The 25,218-nt window shown below is 65.3% G+C and carries 21 protein-coding genes; 12 read left to right on the forward strand and 9 right to left on the reverse strand.

Going from position 1 to position 25,218, the window contains the following annotated elements:
* Positions 1–47: 47 nt before the first annotated feature.
* On the reverse strand, positions 48–902 hold the full coding sequence (locus NMG10_RS22175) for a sulfurtransferase (protein ID WP_254465148.1): 855 nt from the start codon (positions 900–902) through the stop codon (positions 48–50).
* Between the two features lie 35 nt (positions 903–937).
* Positions 938–1,603, reverse strand: coding sequence for a TetR/AcrR family transcriptional regulator (locus tag NMG10_RS22180; protein ID WP_050707373.1), 666 nt, complete (start codon positions 1,601–1,603; stop codon positions 938–940).
* 146 nt (positions 1,604–1,749) lie between these two features.
* Between NMG10_RS22180 and NMG10_RS22185 the strand changes: the two genes are divergently transcribed.
* The 6 genes from NMG10_RS22185 (at position 1,750) to ggt (ending at position 8,046) form a co-directional block, all read left to right on the forward strand.
* Positions 1,750–3,180, forward strand: a complete 1,431-nt coding sequence (locus NMG10_RS22185) for a coniferyl aldehyde dehydrogenase (protein ID WP_254465149.1) — start codon at positions 1,750–1,752, stop codon at positions 3,178–3,180.
* A 13-nt stretch (positions 3,181–3,193) separates the two neighbouring features.
* Entirely contained in the window at positions 3,194–3,679 is a 486-nt protein-coding gene (locus NMG10_RS22190) for a twin-arginine translocation pathway signal protein (RefSeq protein WP_203648564.1), read from the forward strand.
* Positions 3,680–3,814: 135 nt separating this feature from the next.
* On the forward strand, positions 3,815–5,422 hold the full coding sequence (locus NMG10_RS22195; RefSeq protein WP_254465150.1) for a GMC family oxidoreductase: 1,608 nt from the start codon (positions 3,815–3,817) through the stop codon (positions 5,420–5,422).
* Between the two features lie 101 nt (positions 5,423–5,523).
* A complete protein-coding gene (coaD, locus tag NMG10_RS22200) occupies positions 5,524–6,003 on the forward strand; it encodes a pantetheine-phosphate adenylyltransferase (protein ID WP_028689146.1) in 480 nt (159 codons plus the stop codon).
* A gap of 109 nt (positions 6,004–6,112) precedes the next feature.
* Positions 6,113–6,364 carry a YfhL family 4Fe-4S dicluster ferredoxin gene (locus tag NMG10_RS22205; protein ID WP_011531711.1) on the forward strand — a complete coding sequence of 84 codons (252 nt, stop codon included), beginning with the start codon at positions 6,113–6,115 and terminating at the stop codon, positions 6,362–6,364.
* A complete protein-coding gene (gene ggt, locus NMG10_RS22210; RefSeq protein ID WP_254465151.1) occupies positions 6,364–8,046 on the forward strand; it encodes a gamma-glutamyltransferase in 1,683 nt (560 codons plus the stop codon). The genes NMG10_RS22205 and ggt overlap by 1 nt, the downstream gene beginning before the upstream one ends.
* Positions 8,047–8,214: 168 nt before the next feature.
* Here ggt and mutM read toward each other — a convergent pair whose 3' ends face one another.
* Together mutM and NMG10_RS22220 are read right to left on the reverse strand one after the other, a co-directional pair.
* On the reverse strand, positions 8,215–9,027 hold the full coding sequence (mutM, locus tag NMG10_RS22215; protein WP_232854886.1) for a bifunctional DNA-formamidopyrimidine glycosylase/DNA-(apurinic or apyrimidinic site) lyase: 813 nt from the start codon (positions 9,025–9,027) through the stop codon (positions 8,215–8,217).
* Between the two features lie 3 nt (positions 9,028–9,030).
* Complete coding sequence (locus NMG10_RS22220; RefSeq protein ID WP_232854953.1) at positions 9,031–9,849, reverse strand: HDOD domain-containing protein; 819 nt, start codon at positions 9,847–9,849, stop codon at positions 9,031–9,033.
* 234 nt (positions 9,850–10,083) lie between these two features.
* On the opposite strand from NMG10_RS22220, the gene NMG10_RS22225 reads away from it, so the two are divergent.
* Entirely contained in the window at positions 10,084–11,280 is a 1,197-nt protein-coding gene (locus NMG10_RS22225; protein ID WP_232854885.1) for a class I SAM-dependent rRNA methyltransferase, read from the forward strand.
* Between the two features lie 171 nt (positions 11,281–11,451).
* Here NMG10_RS22225 and NMG10_RS22230 read toward each other — a convergent pair whose 3' ends face one another.
* A complete protein-coding gene (locus NMG10_RS22230) occupies positions 11,452–13,128 on the reverse strand; it encodes a DUF4153 domain-containing protein (RefSeq protein WP_232854884.1) in 1,677 nt (558 codons plus the stop codon).
* Positions 13,129–13,445: 317 nt separating this feature from the next.
* Between NMG10_RS22230 and ilvD the strand changes: the two genes are divergently transcribed.
* On the forward strand, positions 13,446–15,287 hold the full coding sequence (ilvD, locus tag NMG10_RS22235; RefSeq protein WP_203648582.1) for a dihydroxy-acid dehydratase: 1,842 nt from the start codon (positions 13,446–13,448) through the stop codon (positions 15,285–15,287).
* 272 nt (positions 15,288–15,559) lie between these two features.
* Here ilvD and NMG10_RS22240 read toward each other — a convergent pair whose 3' ends face one another.
* The 4 genes from NMG10_RS22240 to serA all read right to left on the reverse strand — a co-directional run bounded on the left by NMG10_RS22240 (position 15,560) and on the right by serA (position 20,812).
* Positions 15,560–16,582, reverse strand: a complete 1,023-nt coding sequence (locus tag NMG10_RS22240; RefSeq protein ID WP_254465152.1) for a putative 2-aminoethylphosphonate ABC transporter substrate-binding protein — start codon at positions 16,580–16,582, stop codon at positions 15,560–15,562.
* 30 nt (positions 16,583–16,612) lie between these two features.
* Positions 16,613–18,337 carry a putative 2-aminoethylphosphonate ABC transporter permease subunit gene (locus tag NMG10_RS22245; RefSeq protein ID WP_234562339.1) on the reverse strand — a complete coding sequence of 575 codons (1,725 nt, stop codon included), beginning with the start codon at positions 18,335–18,337 and terminating at the stop codon, positions 16,613–16,615.
* 1 nt (position 18,338) lies between these two features.
* The gene (locus NMG10_RS22250; RefSeq protein WP_203648586.1) at positions 18,339–19,397 is read right to left on the reverse strand and encodes a putative 2-aminoethylphosphonate ABC transporter ATP-binding protein; all 1,059 of its coding nucleotides are present in this window, start codon (positions 19,395–19,397) and stop codon (positions 18,339–18,341) included.
* 185 nt (positions 19,398–19,582) lie between these two features.
* Positions 19,583–20,812 (reverse strand): phosphoglycerate dehydrogenase, encoded by a 1,230-nt coding sequence (serA, locus tag NMG10_RS22255; protein WP_203648588.1) that lies wholly within the window; start codon positions 20,810–20,812, stop codon positions 19,583–19,585.
* 170 nt (positions 20,813–20,982) lie between these two features.
* On the opposite strand from serA, the gene NMG10_RS22260 reads away from it, so the two are divergent.
* The 4 genes from NMG10_RS22260 to NMG10_RS22275 all read left to right on the forward strand — a co-directional run bounded on the left by NMG10_RS22260 (position 20,983) and on the right by NMG10_RS22275 (position 25,135).
* Positions 20,983–22,380, forward strand: a complete 1,398-nt coding sequence (locus tag NMG10_RS22260) for an FAD-binding oxidoreductase (protein WP_232854880.1) — start codon at positions 20,983–20,985, stop codon at positions 22,378–22,380.
* 25 nt (positions 22,381–22,405) lie between these two features.
* Positions 22,406–23,071 carry a fumarylacetoacetate hydrolase family protein gene (locus tag NMG10_RS22265; protein WP_254465153.1) on the forward strand — a complete coding sequence of 222 codons (666 nt, stop codon included), beginning with the start codon at positions 22,406–22,408 and terminating at the stop codon, positions 23,069–23,071.
* A 151-nt stretch (positions 23,072–23,222) separates the two neighbouring features.
* A complete protein-coding gene (locus NMG10_RS22270; RefSeq protein ID WP_254465154.1) occupies positions 23,223–24,143 on the forward strand; it encodes an SdiA-regulated domain-containing protein in 921 nt (306 codons plus the stop codon).
* Positions 24,144–24,229: 86 nt separating this feature from the next.
* Positions 24,230–25,135: an SdiA-regulated domain-containing protein gene (locus tag NMG10_RS22275; RefSeq protein ID WP_203648596.1), complete on the forward strand. Its 906-nt coding sequence runs from the start codon at positions 24,230–24,232 to the stop codon at positions 25,133–25,135.
* Positions 25,136–25,218 lie beyond the last annotated feature (83 nt).

Genomic DNA, 25,218 nt, shown 5'->3' on the forward strand with positions numbered 1-25,218 from the left:
CCCCCCCCCCCCCCCCCCCCCCCCCCCCCCCGCTCCCACGTTACGAATTACTCGCCAGTCGCCACGCCACGCTGCGGATCGTTGATCCATTCACTCCACGACCCGGCATACAGCCGCCCCAGCGGATACCCCGCGAGCGCCAGGGCAAACAGGTTATGGCAGGCCGTCACGCCAGAGCCGCAATAGGCCACCAGATCCTCCGGCGAACGACCGGCCAGCTTTTCGGCAAAACGCTGCTTCAGCTTGTCGGTCGGCAGGAAGCGCCCGTCGGCGCCAAGATTGTCGGTGAACGCCGCACATTGGGCGCCCGGAATGTGCCCGGCCACCGGGTCGATCGGTTCCACCTCGCCACGGAAACGCGGCAGCCCGCGGGCATCGATAAGGGTCAGCGCCGGATCGTCCAGGCGCTTGACCAGGTGTGTGGCGTCGATCTGCAGCTTCATGTCCGGCTCGCCGCTGAACGTCCCCTCGCGACGCACGGGCGGGTCCAGGCTCAACGGCAGGTGGGCGGCATGCCAGGCCTTCAGGCCGCCGTCGAGAATGAACACCGCATCGCGCTTGCCCAGCCAGGCCAGCAGCCACCAGGCCCGGGCGGCGAAGGCACCGGGACCATCGTCGTAGAGCACTACCTGGCTGTCGTTGTCCACACCCCACTCGCGCAGGCGTTCCACCAGCCGCTGCGGATCGGGCAACGGGTGACGCCCCGTGCGGCCCTTGACCACCGGCCCGCTCAGGTCACGCTCAAGGTCGGCGAAATGCGCCCCGGCGATATGCCCCTCGGCATAGCTGCGTTGGCCGTAGTCGACGTCCTCCAGGGCAAAGCGGCAATCGAGGATCACCAGGCCGGGCGCGTCCAGGCATTCGGCCAGCTGTTGCGGGGTGATCAGTTGCGCAAGGGGCATGACAATCTCCTGATGAATGGCTCGAAGACCCCGGTTCACTGCTCCAGGGCCTGGTTGAAAGGAACGTGGAACTCATCGCACAACGCCTGCACCGCGGCACGCGAGCCTGGGGTGACATACCCCAGTTCCAGCACCACCACCTGATAGACGCCGCGCATGAACGCTTCTTCACCCAGGTGCGCGCAATGCTCGCGGGTGGTGCTGAGAAAACGCACCCAGGAGGTCAGCACGATCCACGCGTTGATGGTCAGCGACTCGATCTGCGGGCCGTCCATGCTCAGGATGCCAGCCTCGACAAAGCCCCGGTAGATCGCCTGCCCCTGCAGCAGGCAGCGCCGCGAGAAACGCCGGTAACGGGCGGCCAGCTCCGGGTCGCTGTCGAGCAGGTGCTCCAGGTCACGGTGCAGGAAACGGTAGTTCCACATCGCCGCCAGCAGCGCCTTGAGGTAGAAGCGCTTGTCCTCGACGGTGGCGATGCGGCCCTGGGGCGGGCGCAGGAAGCTGTCGACCAGTTCTTCGTACTGGTTGAACAGCACGGCGATGATCGCCTGCTTGTTGGGGAAGTGGTAGTACAGGTTGCCGGGCGAGATTTCCATGTGCGCGGCAATGTGGTTGGTGCTGACGCAACGCTCGCCCTGCTGGTTGAACAGCTCCAGGCTGCTCTGCACGATGCGCTCTCGGGTCTTCATGCGCGGGGCCATGCTCAGCTCCAGTCTCCAGCTTGATTGATCGGACCCATCTTACGGCTTCCCGTAGGTCGGGTGCACCGCCGGCCAGGTGAAAAAGAGTGCACCATCGTACCAATTAGAGTATATGCTCTATTCACTTGTCACCCCCCGGAGCCGCCATGACCTCGCCTGCCGTCCTCCCCCCTGTGCAATCCGACCTCGACCTGCAAGCGACGTTCGACGCCCTGCGTCGGGCCTTCGCCGACAACCCGATGCCCCCGGCCGCGCAACGCCGGCAGTGGCTGAAAAGCCTGCGTGAGGCGCTGCTGGCCGAGCAGGAGACGCTGATCGCGACCATCGACGCCGACTTCAGCGGCCGCAGCCGCGACGAGACCCTGATCGCCGAGCTGATGCCGTCGGTCCTCGGCCTGCGCGACGCGGAAAAACAGCTGGGGCGCTGGATGCGCGCCTCGCGGCGCAAGGTCGGCCTGGCCTTCCAGCCCGCCAGCGCGCGGATCGAGTACCAGCCACTGGGGGTGGTGGGGATCATCGTGCCGTGGAACTACCCGCTGTTCCTCGCCATCGGCCCGCTAACCGGTGCCCTGGCCGCCGGCAACCGGGTGATGCTCAAGCTCAGCGAGTCCACGCCCGCCAGTGGGCAGGCCATCAAGGACCTGCTCGGGCGTGTGTTCCCCAGCGATCTGGTCAGTGTAGTACTGGGCGAGGTGGAGGTCGGCCAGGCCTTCGCCCGCCTGCCTTTCGACCATCTGCTGTTCACCGGTGCCACCAGCGTCGGCCGCCATGTGATGCTGGCCGCCGCGCAGAACCTCACCCCGGTGACCCTGGAGCTGGGCGGCAAGTCGCCGGCCATCGTCTCGGCCGACGTGCCGCTGGACACCGCCGCCGAACGCATCGCCTTCGGCAAGACCCTCAATGCCGGGCAGACCTGCGTCGCCCCCGACTACGTGCTGGTGCCCCGCGAACGCCTGGACGCCTTCGCCGATGCCTACCGCCGCGCCGTGCATCGCTTCTATCCGCGCCTGACCGACAACCCCGACTACAGCGCGATCATCAACGAGCGGCAGCTCGGTCGCCTCAATCGCCTGCTCGACGATGCCCTTGAGCAAGGCGCCCAGGTCGTCGACCTCTACCCCGACGAGCCCCGCCAGGGCCGCCATCTGCCGCCACACCTGCTGCTGCAGGTGCACGACGGCATGCAGGTGATGCAGGACGAGATCTTCGGCCCTTTGCTGCCGCTGGTGCCCTACGACCGCCTGGACGACGCCCTGGCCTACATCAACCAGCGCCCCCGGCCCCTGGCGCTCTACTATTTCGGCTATGACAAAGGTGAGCAGGGACGGGTACTGCGCGACACCCACTCAGGCGGCGTCTGCCTCAACGACACCCTGCTGCATGTGGCCCAGGACGACCTGCCGTTCGGCGGCGTCGGCCCGTCCGGCATGGGCCACTACCATGGCCACGAGGGTTTCCTGACCTTCAGCAAGGCCAAGGCCGTGCTGGCCAAGCAGCGCATCAATGCCGCCAAGACGATCTACCCGCCCTATGGCAAAGCCTTGCAGCGCCTGGTCTACAAGCTGTTCATCCGCTGAGCGCAGGCGCCTCATGCATCGTCGCGACCTGCTCAGGTTCAGCTTCGGCGCCAGCCTGTTCCTGGGTGCAACCAGCCTGGTCGGCTGTACGCCGCAGGCGGCCTCGCCCGGTTATCAGGTCCTGCGTGATGACGACCTGCCGCTGCTGCAGGCCCTGATACCCGTCGTGCTGGCGGGTACCCTGGCTTCCACCGAATTGGTGCTGCACAGCCTCGACCACAAGCTGGCGGCGCTGTCGCCCGCCATGCTCAAGCTGACCCGGCAACTGTTCGACGTGCTCACCCTGCCGCTGACCCGAGGGCCGCTGACCGGCATCTGGGGCGGCTGGGCCGGCGCCACGGATACAGAGCTGGACCGCTTTCTCGAACGCTGGCGTGACAGTTCGCTGAACCTGCTGCGCCAGGGCCATGCCTCGCTGCTGCAACTGCTGCTCATGGCCTGGTACGAACGCCCCGAGGCCTGGGCAGCCTGCGGCTATCCAGGGCCGCCGAAGGTCTGACCTGTCACATACTCCTGTAGGAGCGGGCTTGCCCCGCGAACACCGGCAAAGCCGGTGCCAGGCACAGCGCTGCCTGCTTCGCGGGGCAAGCCCGCTCCCACGAACCGCCGACTCGCAAAATAAAAAGGGAAGCCAATGCCCGTCCCAGACCCATTTCGCCAAGGCCTCGCTCGAGGCTGGATCACCCATGATGGCTCGCGCCTGGCGCAGGACCTGAGCCTCGAAGCCGACGTCGCCGTGATCGGCAGCGGTGCGGGCGGCGCCACTACCGCCGAACGGCTGAGCGCGGCCGGCCTCAAGGTACTGCTGATCGAGGAGGGCCCACTGAAGACCAGCAGCGACTTCCACCTGCTGGAACACGAAGCCTATGCCGACCTCTACCAGGAAGGCCTGGGCCGCCTGAGCAAGGACGGCGCCATCACCATCCTGCAGGGCCGGGCGGTGGGCGGCACCACCCTGGTCAACTGGACCTCGAGTTTCCGCACACCGCCACAGACCCTGGAGCACTGGGCCCGCGAACATGGCGTCAAGGGCTTGGACAGCGACAGCCTGAAGCCCTGGTTCGAACGCATGGAGCAGCACCTGGGCATCAGCCCCTGGATGATGCCGCCCAATGCCAACAACGACGTGTTGCGACGCGGCTGCGAGGCGCTCGGCCTGCGCTGGGCGGTGATCCCGCGCAACGTGCGTGGCTGCTGGAACCTGGGCTACTGCGGCATGGGCTGCCCGGTCAACGCCAAGCAGTCGATGCTGGTCACCAGCATTCCGGCCACCCTCGAGCAAGGCGGCGAACTGCTCTACCTGGCCCGCGCCGAACGCTTCAGCCACGACGGCCAACGCATCGACCACCTGCAATGCCAGGCCCTGGACGCCCAGGGGATCCAGCCCACGGGCCGCCAGGTTCGGGTGCGCGCCCGTCACTACGTACTGGCCGGCGGCGGCATCAACAGCCCGGCCCTGCTGCTGCGCTCCGACGCACCCGACCCTCACCAGCGCCTGGGCAAGCGCACCTTCCTGCACCTGGTCAACTTCAGCGCCGCGCAGTTCGAGGAGAAGATCGACCCGTACTACGGCGCGCCGCAGTCGATCTACAGCGACCAGTTCCAGTGGCAGGACGGCGTCACCGGCCCGGTCGGCTACAAGCTCGAAGTCCCGCCGCTGCACCCGGCCCTGGCCAGCACCCTGCTCGGCGGCCATGGCCAGGACAATGCCCTGCGCATGGCCGAGCTGCCCCATACCCATGTGATGCTGGCGCTGCTGCGCGACGGTTTTCACCCGGACAGCCCCGGCGGCCAGGTGGAATTGCGTAGCGATGGCTCGCCGGTGCTCGACTACCCGGTCACCGACTACCTGCGCGACGGGCTGCGCCGGGCCTGGCACAGCATGGCGCAGATCCAGTTCGCCGCCGGTGCTCGCCGGGTGCTGCCGGTGCATGGCGATGCCCGGTATGTCGATAACCCGGAACAGGCCAAGGCGTTGATCGACAGCCTGCCCCTGGAACTCCACCGCATGCGCCTGGGCAGCGCCCACGTCATGGGCGGCTGCGCCCTGGGCGAGGATCCTCGGCAGGCGGTGTGCGACAGCCTGGGCCGGCATCACCAGCTGGAAAACCTGTCGATCCACGACGGTTCGCTATTCCCCACCAGCATCGGCGCCAACCCGCAGCTGTCGGTCTATGCCCTGACCGCCCTGCTCAGCGAGGCGCTGGTCGGCCGCCTGGCATCCGCGCATGACAGCCAATAGCCATGCTGTCTATAGTGCCATCGACCAGCCACGCGACTTGGCCGAGCTCAATCGCTGCGCTACCATCCGACTCCCCAACGCACTCCAGCCAGGATGACGCGATGAACCGAGTGTTGTACCCGGGTACTTTCGACCCCATTACCAAAGGCCATGGCGACCTGGTCGAGCGCGCTTCGCGCCTGTTCGACCACGTGATCATTGCCGTGGCGGCCAGCCCCAAGAAAAACCCCCTGTTCCCCCTGGAACAGCGGGTAGCGCTGGCCCGCGAGGTCACCAAGCACCTGCCCAATGTCGAGGTCATCGGCTTCTCCTCGCTACTGGCGCATTTTGCCAAGGAACAGAACGCCAATGTGTTCCTGCGCGGCCTGCGCGCGGTGTCCGACTTCGAATACGAGTTCCAGCTGGCCAACATGAACCGCCAACTGGCGCCGGACGTCGAGAGCCTGTTCCTTACGCCATCCGAGCGCTATTCGTTCATTTCCTCGACGTTGGTCCGGGAAATCGCCGCGTTGGGCGGTGATATCAGCAAGTTCGTCCACCCCGCCGTGGCCGATGCGCTGACTGAGCGCTTTCGCAAGTAAGCCGCGCGGTCACGATGTCGCGCCCGCGTGCACTGCGGGCGCGAATCCGGCACAATTGTGCCCATCGCTTTGAAACATGCCCGGGCCCAACGCCCCGGCCGGAGTCTCCATGTCCCTGATCATCACCGACGATTGCATCAACTGCGACGTCTGCGAACCCGAGTGCCCGAACGCCGCCATCTCGCAAGGCGAGGAGATCTACGTGATCGACCCGAACCTGTGCACCCAGTGCGTCGGCCACTACGACGAGCCCCAGTGCCAGCAGGTCTGCCCGGTGGACTGCATCCCCCTGGATGAAGCCCACCCGGAAACCGAAGACGAGCTGATGGCCAAGTACCGCCGGATCACCGGCAAGGCCTGATGCCGTTCGTCGCCGCGCTCCGCCACGCAGCCCTCGGCGCCCTCCTGGCGCTACTGGCCCATGGCGCCCTGGCCGCCGGGCCAGGCCAGGCGGCGATCGCCAGCCCGCACGGTGAAGCCACCGCGGCGGCAAGGCAGATCCTGCAGCAGGGCGGCAACGCCTTCGATGCCGCCGTGGCCATCGGCGCCACGCTGGCCGTTGTCGAGCCCTACGGCTCCGGCCTTGGCGGTGGCGGGTTCTTCCTGCTGCGCGAGAGCGCCGACAGCCCACGCTATGCCTTCCTCGACGCCCGCGAGCGCGCCCCGGCCGCCGCCCGGGCCGACATGTATCTAAAGGACGGGCAGGTGCAGCCGGGCCTGTCGGTCAATGGCCCACTGGCCGCGGCGATCCCGGGCCTGCCCCAGGCGCTGGCCGACCTGGCCGCGACCCACGGCAGGCTGCCGCTCAAGGACAGCCTGGCCCCGGCCATTCGCCTGGCCAACCAGGGCTTTGCCGTCGACCGCATCTACCGTGACCGCGCCACCATGCGCCTGAGTGCCCTGCGCGACAATGCCGAAAGCGCCCGGTTGTTCCTTGCCGACAATGACGTACCGGCGCTAGGCACGGTGATTCGCCAGCCGGAACTGGCCGCCACCCTGCAGGCCATGGCCGAACACGGCCGCGACGGTTTCTATCAAGGCCCGACGGCCCACCGCCTGGTCGAAGGCGTGCGCCAGGCCGGCGGTGTCTGGACCCTCGATGACCTCGCCGGCTACCGCACCGCCTGGCGCGAGCCACTGCGTTATCCACTGGCCGACCAGCGCGAGCTGATCAGCAGCCCGCCGCCCTCGGCTGGTGGCGTGGCCCTGGCCCAGAGCCTGGCCATGCTCCAGCGCCTGCCCTGGCAGAGCGCCGAACCGGTGCAGCGCAGCCATTATGTGATCGAAGTACTGCGCCGGGCCTACCGCGACCGCGGGCTGCTGGGCGACCCGGACTACGTGGCGAACCCCATCAACCGCCTGCTGGGGCGCCAGTACCTGACCGGCCTGGCCGACAGCATCGACGTGCACCAAGCCACCCCCAGCAGCGCCCTGCCCCCCTCACCGGCCTGGCGCGAGGGCGACCACACCACCCACTTCACGGTGATCGACGCCGACGGTAATGCGGTTTCCGCCACGCTCTCGGTCAACCTGCCGTTCGGCGCGGCGTTCAGCGTGCCCGGCACCGGCGTGGTGCTGAACAACGAGATGGACGACTTTGCCGCCGATCCCACCGGCAGCAACAGCTATGGGCTGGCCGGCAGCCAGGCCAACGCGGTGGCGGCGGGCAAGCGCCCCTTGTCGAGCATGAGCCCGACCTTCATTGAAAGCCCGAGCCAGTTCGCCAGCTTCGGCACGCCCGGCGGCAGCCGGATTCCGAGCATGGTGCTGCTGTCGGTGATGGGGTTCCTCGAAGGGCGGCCGGTGGCCGCGTGGCCGGCGACGCCGCGCTATCACCATCAGTACCTGCCGGATGTGGTGGAGCATGAGCCGGGGACGTTCAGCGCCGCACAAAAAGCCGAGCTGCAGGCGCGCGGGTATAGGTTGAAGGATGTGGGGCGTAACTATGGCAACCAGCAGGTGCTGTATTGGGACAAGGCTGCCGGGACCGTGGAGGCGGCCAGTGACCCCAGGGGTGTAGGGCAGGCGGCGGTAGTCGACTGATCCGGCCCTATCGCGGGGCAAGCCCGCTCCTACAGATCCCCTGCTACCCCTTGAGGCAGCAAAAATCCTGTGGGAGCGGGTTCACCCGCGAACACCGGCGAAGCCGGTGCCATCCTCCGCGCCACCTTCTTCGCGGGTAAACCCGCTCCCACAGGGCTCGCATGTCACTTAACGCTGGCATTTCGGGCAGAACACGCTCGCCCGCTGCCCCAGCTTCACTTCGCGCAGCTCGGTGCCACACAGCTTGCACGGCTGGCCCCCGCGCCCATAGACGAACAGTTCCTGCTGGAAATACCCCGGCTGGCCATCGCCACCGATGAAGTCGCGCAGGGTGGTCCCGCCCTGCTCGATGGCCGCTGCCAGCACCCGCTTGATCTCGATCGCCAGCTTCAGGTAGCGCGCCCGGGAGATCCCGCCCGCCTCGCGGCGCGGATCGATCCCAGCGGCGAACAGCGCTTCGGTGGCGTAGATGTTGCCCACCCCCACCACCACCGCGTTGTCCATGATGAACGGCTTGACCGCCATCGACCGACCCCGCGACAGCTGGAACAGCCGCTCGCCGTCGAACAGGTCGGTCAGCGGCTCCGGCCCCAGCCGTATCAGCAATTCGTGGTTGAGCGGGTCGAGGCTCCAGAGCATGGCCCCGAAGCGGCGCGGGTCGGTGTAACGCAGCATCAACCCCGACTCGAGCTCGATATCCACATGTTCGTGCTTGGCCGCTGGCAAGCCCAGTTCGACCAGGCGCAGGTTGCCCGACATGCCCAGGTGGCTGATCAAGGTGCCGACCTCGGCGTTGATCAGCAGGTACTTGGCGCGGCGCTCGACGCTGACGATGCGCTGCCCCGACAGACGCACGTCGAGGTCTTCCGGGATCGGCCAGCGCAGGCGCCGGTCGCGCACCACCACGCGGCTGACCCGTTGGCCTTCCAGATGGGGCGCGATGCCGCGCCGCGTCGTCTCGACCTCTGGCAGTTCCGGCATGGCTCAGTGCCCGCCCAATTCGCGGATGTTCTGCTTGAGCTGCTCGAAGTCGTAGTCGGTCAGGCCGATGTAGTCCAGCACCAGCGGGCCAACCATGTTCCACTCGTGGTCGACGGTCTGGTTGCCCAGCACGCGGTAGGACGCACAGATGTGCTCGGACATCTTCAGCACCGCCAGCAGGTTCTTCAGCTGGGTCTGGGTATTGCGCGAGGACTCGTCGCGGAACACCGCCAGGGCGTTGTGGTGGTTGGCGATGGCGGCGCTGATGTGCTCCGGCAGGCGCCAGGACTTGGCGGTGAAATAGCCGACCACCGAGTGGTTGGTGTTGAACACGCGGTTCTCGGTGTCCACCACGCGAATCTCGTCATTGGCCTTGGCGTAGGACTCTTCCAGCACTTCCATGTAGTTGGGGAAGCGCTTGTGCATCAGCGGCACGCCGCAGTCGTGGAACAGGCCCAGGGTGTAGGCCTCGTCCACCGCCTGGATACCGGTGCGCTTGGCCAGGGTCAGGCAGGTCATGGCCACGTCCTGGGCGGTGTCCCAGAACGGGTTGAGGGTGACGATGGTCTCGTCGCTCATCTCGCCCCTGATCGACTGGGCGTTGATCAGGTTGATGATCGAGCGGCTGCCCAGCAGGTTCACCGCGCGCTGGATCGAGCCGATCTTGTTCGCCAGGCCGAACTGCGCCGAATTGACCAGTTTCAGCAGGGCGCCAGACAAGCCCGGATCCTGGCTGATCAGCTTGGCGATGGTCTCGAGGTCCGGGTCGGGCATGTACTGCTCGAACTGCAGGTCGACCATGATCTGCGGCTGCGGCGGGATGGTGATGCCCTGCAGGGCTTGCTGGATCTGTTCGGCGGTAAGTTCCTGGGACATTCGTGCATTCTCGCTGGGGACGGGGGATTCTAACCCTGTACGCCGGCAGGGTAACTATCAGTGGATCGTTGGATCCAAGAATTTCTTTAGCCCCGCGATGATGCCAACGTTTGGTCGCGCCCCACAGCGAAGCCTTGGCCAACACGGTATACTCCCGCTCTTTTTTCCCGGAGCGACGTCATGTCCCTGCCCAGCCTTCGCCTCAAAGCCAATGCCGACCGCCGCCTGCGCGCCGGCCATCTGTGGGTCTACAGCAATGAAGTCGACGTCGCCGCGACCCCGCTGCAAGGCCTGAAGGCGGGCCAGCAGGCCATCCTCGAAGCCGCCAACGGCAAGCCCCTGGGTGTGGTGGCGATGAGCCCGAACAACCTGATCTGCGCCCGCCTGCTGTCGCGCGACATCAAGCTGCCGCTGGACAAGTCGCTGCTGGTGCACCGCCTGAACGTCGCCCTGTCGCTGCGCGAGCGTCTATTCGACAAGCCGTGCTACCGCCTGGTCTACGGCGACTCCGACCTGCTCCCGGGCCTGGTGGTCGACCGCTTCTTCGACATCCTCGTGGTGCAACTGGCCTCGGCCACCATGGACGCGCACAAGGACGACGTCATCGCCGCCCTGGTCCAGGTCCTGAAACCAAGCGGCATCCTGTTCAAGAACGATTCCGCCGCCCGCGACGCCGAAGGCCTCGGCCGCTATGTCGAGACCGTCTACGGCGAAGTGCCAGACTGGGTCGCGCTGGAAGAAAACGGCGTGAAGTTCGAGGCCCCGGTGCGCGAAGGCCAGAAGACCGGCTGGTTCTACGACCACCGCATGAACCGCGCCCGCCTGGCCCCCTACGTCAAGGGCAAGCGCGTGCTGGACCTGTTCAGCTACATCGGTGGCTGGGGCGTGCAGGCCGGCGCATTCGGCGCCAGCGAAGTGTTCTGCGTGGATGCCTCCGGCTTCGCCCTCGACGGTGTCGAGCGCAACGCCGCGCTGAACGGCATCAGCGAGAAGCTGACCTGCATCGAAGGTGACGTGTTCGAAGCCCTGCGCGAGCTGAAGGCCGCCGAAGAGCGTTTCGACGTGATCATTGCCGACCCGCCCGCCTTCATCAAGCGCAAGAAAGACCTGAAGAACGGCGAGGCCGCCTACCGCCGCCTCAATGAACAGGCCATGCGCATGCTGAACAAGGACGGCATCCTGGTCAGCGCCTCGTGCTCGATGCACCTGCCCGAGGACGACCTGAACAACATCCTGCTGACCAGCGCCCGCCACCTGGACCGCAACCTGCAACTGCTCGAGCGCGGTGGCCAGGGACCGGACCACCCGGTGCACCCGGCGATCGCCGAGACCCGCTACATCAAGAGCATCACCTGCCGGTTGCTGCCCAACAGCTAAGCAACGTTTGTTTGAGGCTGCTGCGCAGCCTTTCGCGGCACAAGGCCGCTCCTACAGTGGTTGATTACGCGGTCACTGTAGGAGCGGCCTTGCCGAGGCGTCGGACCGGCCGGAAAGGGCCGCAGAGCGGCCCCGGCTCCCTCAAACGCTCACGCTCATGCCCGTCAACCACTATCGCCTGAAGTCCGGCACCAGTTCCTGCCCATCAATACTGAGCGTCTTGTAACGCGGAGCCACCAGTTTCACCGCACCCTCGCGAATCCCCTTGGCCAGGCCCTCGAGGTTTTCCATCCGGCCGCTCAGGCTGCCCACCTCACGCCACTCGCGCTCCTCCCAGGTGAACACGAACACACTCGATGCATAGGTGTGCCGGGGGATCATCAGCACTTCATTGTGCCCATCACCATCCAGATCGACCGCCCACAAATAGCATCCCTTACCACCGCACTGGCTTTGTCCAAGGGTCGAGTCGGCCAGTGACTCGCTGGTGGATTGCACAGGCCCCAGCCACTCGAACTTCGGACCATGGGTTTCGACCACCTCCGGCCGACGCACCTGCGCCATCAACCCCAGCAATTGCTCGCGGCGCCCCGCATCGAACAGTTCATCGGTTTCCAGCCGCTTCTCCAGTTGCTCGAAGGCTGCACGCCCAGGCTGACCGAGGTCGCGGTACAAGGTCCCGGCATCGAACTCGGTGATTGGCGTGCGTCCACCGAGCAGGCGCTCGACCTGACTCTTCGCACTCAACACCTGCGGGTCGAGCAACGGTGTGTAGAACAGCACTATCAGCACCGCGCTGAGCAAGGCGATCAACGGGTTGCTCAGCCGCAGGCTATTCAGCCAGGCCTGCCGTGAGCTCACCACCGCCCACACTGCCGCCAGGCTGTGCGCCAGCATCACACCCACCAACAGCATGGCCATGATGCGCGACGGGGTCAGGCCGTACTGGTCGATGCGCATCCAGCTGGCATAAGCCGCCAGGCCCACCAGTACCGGCAGGCAGAGCAGGCTGGCTTCGACCAAGCGTTTGAGCGGCGCAGGATAGGCATTGCCCTGATGGCCGTCCTGAAACACGCCATTGGCCAGGAACAGATTGATACCTGCCAGCACCAACAGCAGAGCGGTCGAATAACCCGTGTCCCACACCGGCTGCAGGCCGCTGAAGGGCAGTGTCAGGGTGAACACCACGGCGATCAGCGCACTCAACGGCAACAGGAAGCGACAGAGTGTCAACAGAATGCCGCGCAACAACCCGATGACCTTCTCGTTGTCCCGCCCCATGCGCATCCCCAGGGAGAACACCACCGGCAGCACCAGCCAGAGAAACACCGGGGACTCCACTACATCCGTGACCTGCGGTATGCCGAGCATGCCGAACAGCAACGCACACAACCACAGCAACTGCCAGAACAGGCCGGTCAACAGTTGCGCCAGGAAAAGAATGAACACGTTGTTCCAGGCATGCCGGAACAGGTCCTCATAGCGCGGCCGCCCATTCTCGCGGGTCGGCCAGGCAAGAATGAACGCGGTGCCGATATAGCCCAGCACGATGGCGGCCAGGAACCAGGTCTGCTGCAGCCAGCCCATGCGCCCGCTATCCAGGACCCAGGCACTGATCCCGCTGATCAGCAGGGTCAGGCCCAGCACCAGCCAGCCGGTGCCACGCTGGCGCACCGCGCTGCCGAGCAGTTGCAGGTTCACGCCGGCCACCACCACCGCGGCGCACAGGGCGACCGACAGGTTGAAACCGAGCAGCTCGCCCTGCCCCTTCACGGTGGCGAGCAACACCAGGCCCTGGATCAGGCCGATGACGACATAGAACAATAAGGAGCGGCTAGGCGCTGGCATTGCAAATCCTTTTGGCCAGTGGGACAGGAAGCGCGCAAGTCTACCCAAACCCGCCCGAACCACGCCAAGGCCTTTACCTTGCGGGCTGGCGACAGCCAATTATCACAACGCCATTCCCTCGCGGGCGCGGCGGTGTAGAATCGATCCATTCATCGCCAGACATCCCCGGCGGGTTTATGAGCTCTGGTCGAGCCTGCGGCGATCCCGCGCGGTCTTCGGCCCCCATCCTTGCCAGCGGCAACCGGCCTTCGGCGTTTCAGGACAAGAGAAGCTCACTCCCTATTTACGTGACGTGATTTAGCCGCCAGGAGCGCTCCATGCCTGATTATCGTTCCAAGACTTCCACCCAAGGCCGCAACATGGCCGGTGCCCGTGCCCTGTGGCGCGCCACCGGGATGAAGGACGAAGACTTCAAGAAACCGATCATCGCCATCGCCAACTCGTTCACCCAGTTCGTCCCGGGGCATGTGCACCTGAAGGACCTGGGCCAGCTGGTCGCCCGCGAGATCGAACGCGCCGGTGGCGTGGCGAAAGAGTTCAACACCATCGCCGTGGATGACGGCATCGCCATGGGCCACGACGGCATGCTCTACTCGCTGCCCAGCCGCGAGATCATCGCCGACGCCGTCGAGTACATGGTCAACGCCCACTGCGCCGACGCCATCGTCTGCATCTCCAACTGCGACAAGATCACCCCCGGCATGCTGATGGCCGCCCTGCGCCTGAACATCCCGGTGATCTTCGTCTCCGGCGGCCCGATGGAAGCTGGCAAGACCAAGCTGGCCAGCCACGGCCTGGACCTGGTCGACGCCATGGTCATCGCCGCCGACTCCACCGCCAGCGACGAGAAAGTCGCCGAGTACGAGCGCAGCGCCTGCCCGACCTGCGGTTCGTGCTCCGGCATGTTCACCGCCAACTCGATGAACTGCCTGACCGAAGCCCTGGGACTGGCCCTGCCGGGCAACGGCTCGACCCTGGCCACCCACTCCGACCGCGAGCAGCTGTTCCTCACCGCCGGTCGCACCATCGTCGAGCTGTGCAAGCGCTACTACGGCGAGAACGATGAGTCGGTACTGCCGCGCAGCATCGCCAACTTCAAGGCGTTCGAAAACGCCATGATGCTCGACATCGCCATGGGCGGTTCGACCAACACCATCCTGCACCTGCTGGCCGCGGCCCAGGAGGGCGAGGTGGACTTCGACCTGCGCGACATCGATCGCCTGTCGCGCAAGGTGCCGCAGCTGTGCAAGGTGGCGCCGAACATCCAGAAGTACCACATGGAAGACGTGCACCGCGCCGGTGGCATCTTCAGCATCCTCGGCTCGCTGGCCCGTGGCGGCCTGCTGCACACCGACCTGCCGACCGTGCACAGCGCCAGCATGGAAGAGGCCATCGCCAAGTGGGACATCACCCAGACCGATGACGAAGCCGTGCACACCTTCTTCAAGGCAGGCCCGGCGGGCATCCCGACGCAGACCGCGTTCAGCCAGTCGACCCGCTGGGAAACCCTCGACGATGACCGCGAGAACGGCTGCATCCGCAGCTTCGAGCACGCCTACTCGCAGGAAGGCGGCCTGGCCGTGCTGTACGGCAACATTGCCCTGGACGGCTGCGTGGTGAAGACCGCAGGTGTCGATGAGTCGATCCACGTGTTCGAAGGCACCGCGAAGATCTTCGAGAGCCAGGACAGCGCCGTGCGCGGCATCCTCGCCGACGAAGTGCAGGCCGGCGACATCGTCATCATCCGCTACGAAGGCCCGAAAGGCGGCCCGGGCATGCAGGAGATGCTGTACCCGACCTCGTACCTGAAGTCCAAAGGCCTGGGCAAGGCCTGCGCCCTGCTCACCGACGGCCGCTTCTCCGGCGGTACCTCGGGCCTGTCGATCGGCCACGCCTCGCCGGAAGCGGCAGCGGGCGGCGCCATCGGCCTGGTGCGCGATGGCGACAAGGTGCTGATCGACATCCCCAACCGTTCGATCAACCTGCTGGTCAGCGACGAAGAGCTGGCTGAGCGTCGCGTCGAGCAGGACAAGAAGGGCTGGAAGCCGGCCGAGGTGCGTCCACGCAAGGTGACCACCGCACTCAAGGCTTACGCCCTGCTGGCCACCAGCGCCGACAAGGGCGCGGTGCGCAACAAGGCAATGCTCGAAGGGCTGTGAGGCTCTGACGGCATAAAAAAACCGGCGCCTGGTGCGCCGGTTTTTTTATGCCTGTGGCCCCCTGCATTGCCCATGCAGGCCCTTTGGGCTGCGTTGTCGCGCTGGGAACTGTCCCCTGTGGGAGCGGGTTCACCCGCGAACACCGGCGCAGCCGGTGCCATACACCGCGCTGGATTCTTCGCGGGTAAACCCGCTCCCACAGGGTCGAGCTAAATCAATAGGTTACGTGTTGTTCCATAGGAGCGGGTTTACCCGCCAATGAGGCCGACGCGTTATTGCTGCGCGACCTTTTCCGACTTGCCGTCATAGCGCTTGCGCCACTCGCTGAGGATCTGGTCGCGGTTCTTCGAGGCCCAGGCGAAGTCGTTCTTGATCAGGCGCTGCTCGTAGTCCGCCGGCAACTCGGTCTGCGGCTTGGCGATGCCGGGCGCGGCGAGCACGGCGAAGTTCTCCTTGTACAGCTCCATGGCCGCGGGGCTGGCGGAGAAGTCGGCCAGGCGCCTGGCGGCATCGGCCTTCGGCGAGCCCTTGATCACTGCGGTGGCTTCGATCTCCCAGCCCAGGCCTTCCTTGGGCAGCACGATATCCAGCGGCGCGCCCTGGCGCTTGAGCTGCACGGCCGGGTATTCGAACGAGATGCCGATCGGGAATTCACCGGCGGCGGCCAGCTTGCACGGCTTGGAGCCGGAATGAACGTACTGGCCGATGTTCTGGTGCAGCGCATCCATGTAGGCCCAACCCTGCGGTTCGCCAAAGGTCTGCAGCCAGGCGCTCACATCCAGGAAGCCGGTGCCGGACGAGGCCGGGTTGGGCATGACGATCTTGCCCTTGTATTCAGGCTTGGTCAGGTCCTGCCAGCTCACCGGCTTGCTAAGGCCCTGCTTCTCGGCCTCGACGGTGTTGAAGCAGAGGGTCGCGGCCCACACGTCCATGCCCACCCAGGCCGGCGGGTTGGCGGCGTCGCGGTAGTTGGGCGAGATCTTGCCCAGGTCCTTGGGCGCATAGGCTTCGAGCATGCCGTTCTGGTCGAGGATGGCCAGGCTGGAAGCGGCCAGGCCCCACACCGCGTCGGCCTGCGGACGTTCCTTCTCGGCCAGCAGTTTGGCAGTGATGATGCCAGTGGAATCGCGCACCCACTTGATCTCGATGTCGGGGTTGGCCTTTTCGAAGGCCTGCTTGTAGCTCTTGAGCTGCTCGGCCTCGAGGGCGGTGTAGACAGTCAGCTGGGTCGCGGCCGAGGCCTGCAGGCTGAAGACGGCGGATACGGCAGCGGCAAGTGCGAGGGGCTTGAACATGATGCGGTTCCTATCAGTGTGGGCAGTCGGTCAATGGCCTGGCGCGCGCTGGCGCCAGGCCTGGGAGCGGCGCAGCAGGCCGCGTGAGGCAGCGGCCAGCAGCAACGATGCGGCAGCGCTGGTAAGCAGGATCAGGGTCGACATGGCGGCGGCACCGCCAACGTTGCCGGCGTCGTCCATGTTCAGCACGGCGACGGCGGCGAGGATGGTGTCGGGGCTGTACAGGAAGATCGCCGCAGACACGGTGGTCATCGCCGAGACGAACAGGTAGCGGATGATGTCCAGCAGCGCCGGCAGGCAGATCGGCACGGTGACCCGCATGAAGTGCCTGTACAGCGGCGCCTTGAGCGACAGCGCGGCGGCCTCGAACTCGCCGTCGAGCTGGCGCAGGGCGGTGGTGGCGGTCATCTGCGCGGTGGTCAGGTAGTGGGCGATGGTGCACACCACCAGCAGCGCCATGCTGCCGTAGAACACATGCAGTGGGTTGCCATTGAGGTTGAAGAAGAACACGTAGCCCAGGCCCAGCACCAGGCCAGGCACCGCCATCGGGATGAAGCTCAGCAAGCGCAGCAGCTGGTTGAGCAGGCGCTGCCCCTGGGTCTTCTCCATCAGGTAGGCGCCGGTGAAAATCACCACGCTGCCGATCAGCGCGGTGCCGATGGCCATGGTCACGCTGTTGCGGTAGGCCAGCCAGCCGCCACCGGCGGTGTCCTCGAACATGTAGTGCTTGAGCGACAGCGACAGGTTGTATGGCCAGAACTTGACCAGCGACGAGTACACCGCCATGCCGATCACCGCCAACAGTGCCGCGCACACCAGCAGCACGATGGCCAGGAAGCAGCCATCGCGCAGCCTGGAAGGCTTGGGCTCGAACACTTGGGCGCGACCGCTCATGGCCTCGCCCTGACGGCGACGCAACCAGGCATCGACGGCGAAGCTGAGCAGCGCTGGTACCAGCAGCACCATGCCGATCAGCGCGCCGCGACCGAACTGCTGCTGGCCGACCACGGCCTTGTAGGCTTCCAGCGCCAGCACCTGGTAATCCCCACCCACCACGACCGGCACGCCGAAGTCGGTGATGGTCAGGGTGAACACCAGGCAGAACGCGGCGAACACCGCCTGGCGCGTGGCCGGCCAGGTGATGCTGAAGAACGCCCGCGTCGGCCCCGCCCCCATGCTCGAGGCCGCATCGAACAGCCTTGCGTCGGCCAGCGACAGCGCCGAGAGCAGGATCATCAGGGCGTGGGGGAAGGTGTAGATGACCTCGCCGAGGACGATGCCCCAGAAGCCGTAGATATTGTCGCTGAGCAGCCCGCGCAGCAGGCCCTGGTTGCCGAACAGGTAGACCAGCGCGATGGCCGGCAGCATCGACGGTGCCAGCAGCGGCAGCAATGAGATGCCGCGCCACAGGCCCTTGGCCGGGATCAGCGTGCGTTGCAGGGCATAGGCGAACAGGTAGGCCAGCGGCACGACGATGGCGGCGACGGTGAAGGCCACCGACAGGCTGTTGCCGAGCAGCCAATGGAAGTTCTCGCTGGCGAACAGTTCACGGGCAGCTGGCAGGCCGCCGCCCTGCCCGGCTTCAGCGCTGAAGCCGCGCCAGAAGATCGCCAGCAACGGCATCAGCACCGCCAGCACCAGCAGGATCAGCAGCAGGCTCTTGCCACCGATCACGAACAGACGGTCCCCCAGGGCAACACCACTGCGAGGTGCGGCATTGGTTGAGGTGAGCGGCAGGGTCATCGGCGCGGCCATCTCAGGCAAACACCTGCAGGCTCTGCGGCGGCAGGGCCACCCAGATGTCCTGCGAACCCAGGCGCGGCATCGCCTCCGGCGCCAGCTCCGCGAGCAACGCATGGCCCGGGAAGGCCTTGAACTCGAAGCTCATGCGGCAGCGGTTGCCGAGGAAGGTGATCTCGCGAACCTTGGCCGGGAACAGGTTTTCCTCGTGTACCACCGGGTTGACGGTGATCGCCTCGGGTCGGCAGAACAGCCGGCCGCTGCTGGCTCCTGCGGCGTTGGCTGCCAGGCGCATGTGCAGGCCGCCGACCTGGGCATGGCTGTCGCCGCTGCGCTGGAACGGCAGCCAGTTGCCCTGGCCGACGAATTCGGCGACGAACGGCGTGGCCGGCTGGTCGTAGATTTCCTGGGGCGTGGCGTACTGCTCGACCTGGCCGTTGTTCATCACGGCAATGCGGTCGGCCATCAGCATGGCCTCGTCCTGGTTGTGGGTGACCATCAGCGTGGTGATGCCCAGCTGGCGCTGCAGTTGGCGCAGCTCGGTACACAGGTGCTCGCGCACGCGAGCGTCCAGTGCCGACATCGGCTCGTCGAGCAGCAGCAGCGACGGCGAAGGCGCCAGGGCGCGGGCCAGGGCCACGCGCTGTTGCTGGCCGCCGGATAGCTGGCCGGGGTATTTCTTTTCGCTGCCCGTCAGGCCGACCAGTTCGAGCATTTCACCGACCCGCTGGCGCGAGGCCTCACGATTGCTGCCGGTCAGGCCGTAGGCGATGTTGGCTTCGACGGTGAGGTTGGGGAACAACGCGTAGGACTGGAACAGGATGCCGTAGTCGCGGGCCTGGGGTGGCAGCTCGGAGATATCGCGGTCGCCAATGTACAGCGTGCCACGATCCTGGCGTTCGAGCCCGGCAATGCAGCGCAGCAGGGTGGTCTTGCCACAGCCCGACGGGCCGAGCAGGCACACCAGCTCGCCGGCGGCGATGTCGAGGGAGACGTCGTTGAGTGCGGTGAAGGCGCCGAAGCGCTTGTGGATACCGCGCACTTTCATCTGTGCGCCTGGAGTGGCGTTGTTCATGGCAAGGCCTCATCGAAGAGATGGGGCCATGCTAGGAGGGCTGTGAGACGGTTGTGTGGCGAGGGGGCAAAAACGAGTGATAGTGGTATTGGTGAATTTTTGTAGCGACCATCCGGTTTTCAGGCGTTAGCTGATAAAAAAAAGGGAGGCCACCAGGGCCTCCCTTTTTCTTGACGCAGTGAAACTCAGAACAGTACGCGCGAGCGGATGGTGCCCTTCACGTGCTGCAGTTTCTCCTGGGCCAGGTCCGAGTACTCGGCGTCGACGTCGATGACCACGTAACCCACTTTCTCGTTGGTCTGCAGGAACTGACCGGAGATGTTGATGGCGTTCTCGGCGAACACTTTGTTGATCTCGCTGAGCACGCCCGGGATGTTTTCGTGGATGTGCAGCAGGCGGTGCTTGCCTGGGTGGGCCGGCAGGGCCACTTCCGGGAAGTTGACCGACGACACGGAGGTGCCGTTGTCGCTGTACTTGACCAGCTTCTCGGCCACTTCCAGGCCGATGTTGGCCTGGGCCTCGGCGGTGGAACCACCGATGTGCGGGGTCAGGATCACGTTGTCCAGGCCACGCAGCGGGCTTTCGAACTCTTCGTCGTTGGAGCGCGGCTCGACCGGGAACACGTCGATGGCGGCGCCGATCAGGTGCTTGTCCTTGATCGCGGCGGCCAGGTGGTCCAGCTCGACCACGGTGCCACGGGCGGCGTTGATCAGGATCGAGCCCTTCTTCATCGCGCGGATTTCCTTCTCGCCGATCATCCACTGGGTGGACGGCAGCTCAGGCACGTGCAGCGAGACGATGTCGGCCAGGCCCAGCAGCTCGTGCAGGCTGGTGACCTGTACCGCGTTGCCCAGCGGCAGCTTGGTCAGCGGGTCGAAGAAGTACACCTGCATGCCCAGGCTCTCGGCCAGGACCGACAGCTGGGTGCCGATCGAGCCGTAGCCGACGATGCCCAGTTTCTTGCCACGGATCTCGAAGGAGTTGGCCGCGCTCTTGATCCAGCCGCCACGGTGGCAGGAAGCGTTCTTCTCGGGGATGCCGCGTAGCAGCAGGATGGCTTCGGCCAGCACCAGCTCGGCCACCGAACGGGTGTTCGAGTAGGGGGCGTTGAACACGGCGATACCGCGCTCGCGGGCCGCTGCCAGGTCAACCTGGTTGGTGCCGATGCAGAAGCAGCCGACCGCGACCAGTTTCTTCGCGCAGTCGAAGATCTCTTCGGTCAGTTGGGTGCGCGAACGGATGCCGATGAAGTGGGCATCAGCGATCTTTTCCTTCAGCTCGGCTTCCGGCAGCGAACCAGTGAGGTATTCGATGTTGGTGTAGCCGGCGGCCTTGAGGGTATCGACCGCGTTCTGGTGCACACCTTCAAGAAGAAGGAACCTGATCTTGCTCTTGTCGAGAGAAGTCTTGCTCATCTGCGTAAACCTGTATCCCGGAGAAAAATGGCGAGGAGAGTGGAGCGGCGCGGCGTCGGCCTTAGCACGAACGGCGGGAGGGCTATGCTAGCATACGCGACACAACCTGAGCTTATCCCGACAGGTGAAGCGTGCTCAGGGTGACTATGAATAAGTCGAGAGTTCCGGCGATGACCCAGTCCGTGGTAATTGATGAGCTGATGACCCTGGTCGACCCTGGCAAGGTCCTCACCGACCCGGCCTCGCTCGAGGCCTACGGCAAGGACTGGACCAAGCACTACCCGCCGGCGCCGAGCGCCATCGTCTTCCCCAAGTCCGTCGAGCAGGTGCAGGCCATCGTGCGCTGGGCCAACCGGCACAAGGTCGCCCTGGTGCCGTCGGGCGGGCGTACCGGGCTGTCGGGCGCCGCCGTGGCCGCCCATGGCGAGGTGGTGGTGGCCTTCGACTACATGAACCAGATCCTCGCCTTCAACGAATTCGACCGTACCGTGGTCTGCCAGCCGGGGGTCGTCACCCGCCAGTTGCAACAGTTCGCCGAGGACCAGGGGCTCTACTACCCGGTGGACTTCGCCTCGAGCGGCTCCAGCCAGATCGGCGGCAATATCGGTACCAACGCCGGCGGGATCAAGGTGATTCGCTACGGCATGACCCGCAACTGGGTGGCCGGGCTGAAGGTGGTCACCGGCAAGGGCGAACTGCTCGAGCTGAACAAGGACCTGATCAAGAACGCCACCGGCTACGACCTGCGCCAGCTGTTCATCGGCGCCGAAGGCACCCTGGGCTTCGTGGTCGAGGCGACCATGCGCCTGGACCGCGCGCCGCGCAACCTCACTGCCATGGTGCTGGGCACGCCCGATTTCGACGCGATCATGCCGGTGCTGCACGCCTTCCAGGGCAAGCTTGACCTGACGGCCTTCGAGTTCTTCTCCGACAAGGGCCTGGCCAGGATCCTCGCCCGGGGCGATGTGCCCGCACCGTTCGAGACCGACTGCCCGTTCTATGCGCTGCTGGAGTTCGAAGCCAGCACCGAGGAGGTGGCCAACGAAGCCCTGGCCACCTTCGAGCACTGCGTCGAGCAGGGCTGGGTACTGGACGGGGTGATGAGCCAGAGCGAGACCCAGCTGAAGAACCTGTGGAAGCTGCGCGAGTACCTGTCCGAGACCATCTCCCACTGGACGCCTTACAAGAACGACATCTCGGTCACCGTATCGAAGGTGCCGGCGTTCCTGCGCGATATCGACGCCACCGTCGGCGAGCACTACCCGGACTACGAAGTGGTCTGGTATGGCCACATCGGCGACGGCAACCTGCACCTGAACATCCTCAAGCCCGACCACATGACCAAGGACGACTTCTTCGCCTCCTGCGCCAAGGTCAACAAGTGGGTGTTCGAGATCGTCGAACGCTACAACGGCTCGATCTCCGCCGAGCATGGCGTGGGCATGACCAAGCGCGACTACCTGGGCTACAGCCGCTCTCCGGAGGAAATCGCCTGCATGAGGGCGATCAAGGCGGTGTTCGACCCGAACGGCATCATGAATCCGGGTAAGATCTTCGCTCCCGAATAAAAAGCAGTATTCACAGGAGTCGGCCATGAGTTACCAGCACCAGTACGTAGACGGCACGCGCATCCACTTCCCGCTGGGCAAGGTGGTATGCATCGGCCGCAACTACGCCGAGCATGCCAAGGAACTGGACAACCCCATCCCCAGCGAGCCGCTGCTGTTCATCAAGCCCGGCAGCTGCGTGGTGCCCCTGGAAGGCGGCTTCAAGATTCCGACCGAGCGTGGCTCGGTACATTACGAGGCGGAGATTGCCGTGCTGCTGGGCAAGCCCCTGTCCACCCACCCTTCCGAGGAAGAGGTGCTCGACGCCATCTCCGGCTTTGCCCCGGCGCTGGACCTCACTCTGCGCGATGTGCAGGCGAAGCTGAAGGAAAAGGGCCTGCCCTGGGAACTGGCCAAGTGCTTCGATGGTGCCTGCGTGCTGCCGCCGTTCGTGTCAGCCGATACCTTCGAGGACCTGACCGATATCGGCATCCGCCTGAGCATCAACGGCGAGGTGCGCCAGGACGGCAACAGCGCGCTGATGCTCAACCCGATCGTGCCGATGATCCAGCACATCGCGGCGCACTTCTCCCTGCAGGCAGGCGATGTCATCCTCACTGGCACCCCGGCGGGCGTGGGGCCGTTCAATGTCGGCGATGAGCTGGTGCTGGAACTTCCCGGTGCAAGCCGGTTCGAAGGCCGGGTGCTTTGACTCCGGGCGACGACGGTGCAATGCCGTCGTCGCTGCTTGTGCCGGTGGGATTTGTCGTTTTTTTCACAATTGATCCGGATAATTCGTCTATTAACCTTCATTTGCCGACAGTGGCGACCACGCTGCCGCCTACTTTCAGGATCTCCATTCGATGACCAATCCTTCCAGCGCATCCCTTCCGCCAAAGCGACGCCTGATCACCCGCTGGTCGCTGTGGCTGCTTGCGCTGGCGATCATCGCCTATGGCCTGGTGGTAGCCATGCACTGGGATGACCGTGGCCTGCTGTGGATAAAGGAAGGCTTCGAAAGCCAGACCGAGCGCCAGGAAAGCATCTGGCTGCCGGATTACGTGGCCGACATCGATGCCAAACCGTTGCCGGGGATGGAGCGTGACGAGGCGTCGGACCTGGCGTTCAATCCGCACACCCGTACCTTGTTCGCGGTCATGGGCAAGCACCCGTTCCTGGTCGAACTCAACCTCGACGGTGACGTGCTGCGCAAGATCCCGCTGGTGGGTTGGTCCAATCCGGAAGGCGTGGCGGTACTCGAGAACGGCCAGATCGCCATTGTCGACGAGCGCAACCATGATCTGACACTGGTCAAGGTGGATGCCGCCACGACATCGCTGAACCGCGCCGACTACCAGCCCTACGACCTGGGCGATACGGAGGATGGCAACAAGGGCTTCGAGGCCATTGCCTGGGACCTGATCCGGCAGCGACTGATCATTGGTGCCGAGCGGCCACCGAAGATGTTCATCTGGAGCACCGATGGCCACGGCCCGCTCAAGGGCGACAAGCAACCGCTGCCCAGTGATGAACTGGACCTGCGCAACCTGTCCGCGCTGGGCATCGACCCACGCACCGGGCACCTGCTGGCTTTGTCGGCGGACTCCAACATGCTGCTCGAGCTGGACGAGAAGGGTGAGCAGGTCAGTTTCATGACCTTGCTGGGCGGCTTTAATGGCCTGGCTGACACCATTCCCCGGGCAGAAGGGGTGGCAATGGATGACCAGGGCAACCTGTACGTCGTCAGCGAGCCCAACCTGTTCTATCGCTTCAAAAAGCACTGATCGATCAGATATTTCTGATGGTGGCATTAAGCTTTGCTTCAGTTGATAGTGGTTAGATACGTGCTCCTTTCGCCGAGTCCGACCGCATGCGCCGCCACCTTCGCCTGATCTTAGCCTTCATCGTGCTTGTTGCCCTGCTCGTCCTGGGCGCCGCCGGGCATGAGTTCCGCCTGTTCGAGCGCGGCTGGTTCAACCTCAAGACCTGGTGGCAGCCGGCCGAGCAGAGCATCGGCCTGGATCGCTACCAGGTGGCGATCGAAGCGCAGCCCATCGTCGGGCTGGACGATGACATCTCGGCGCTGACCTACGATCCCGACCGCAAGAGCCTGTTCACCGTCACCAATGCCCGCTCGGAGCTGATCGAGCTGTCGCTGGACGGCCGCATCCTGCGCCGTGTTCCACTGACCGGCTTCGGCGACCCCGAGGCGGTGGAGTATGTAGGGCCCAACAGCTACGTGATCACCGACGAGCGCCAGCAGCGGCTGATTCGCGTGCGTCTTGACGATGACACCCTGTTCCTCGACGCCAGCGATGCCGAGCAGCTGTCCCTGGGCATCGGCCTCAATGGCAACAAGGGTTTCGAGGGGCTGGCCTACGACTCGGCGGGCAAGCGCCTGTTCGTGGCCAAGGAACGGGACCCGATGATGATCTACGAGGTGCATGGTTTTCCCCATGACAACCCCGACAAACCCTATGCCGTGCATGTGGTGCAGGATCGCAAGCGTGACCGGCGGCTGTTCGTGAGGGACTTGTCGAGCCTGCAGTTCGATGAGCGCAGCGGGCACCTGCTGGCGCTTTCGGACGAGTCACGGCTGGTGCTGGAGCTGGATGTGAAGGGCCGGCCACTGAGCACGCTGTCACTGCGCAAGGGATTCCAGGGCTTGAAACAGACCGTGCCGCAGGCGGAGGGGATTGCGATGGACGATGCCGGGACCATCTACCTGGTCAGCGAGCCGAACCTGTTCTATGTGTTCAAGCAGCCGGCTGATTGATTGCCTGGGCTGGCGCTATCGCGTTTACGTCTACCCCTGTAGGAGCGGCCTTGTGCCGCGAAAGGGCCGCAAGGCGGCCCCGG

Origin of the sequence: Pseudomonas sp. DVZ6 (assembly GCF_024259445.1) — a bacterium.
Lineage (GTDB): Bacteria > Pseudomonadota > Gammaproteobacteria > Pseudomonadales > Pseudomonadaceae > Aquipseudomonas > Aquipseudomonas peradeniyensis.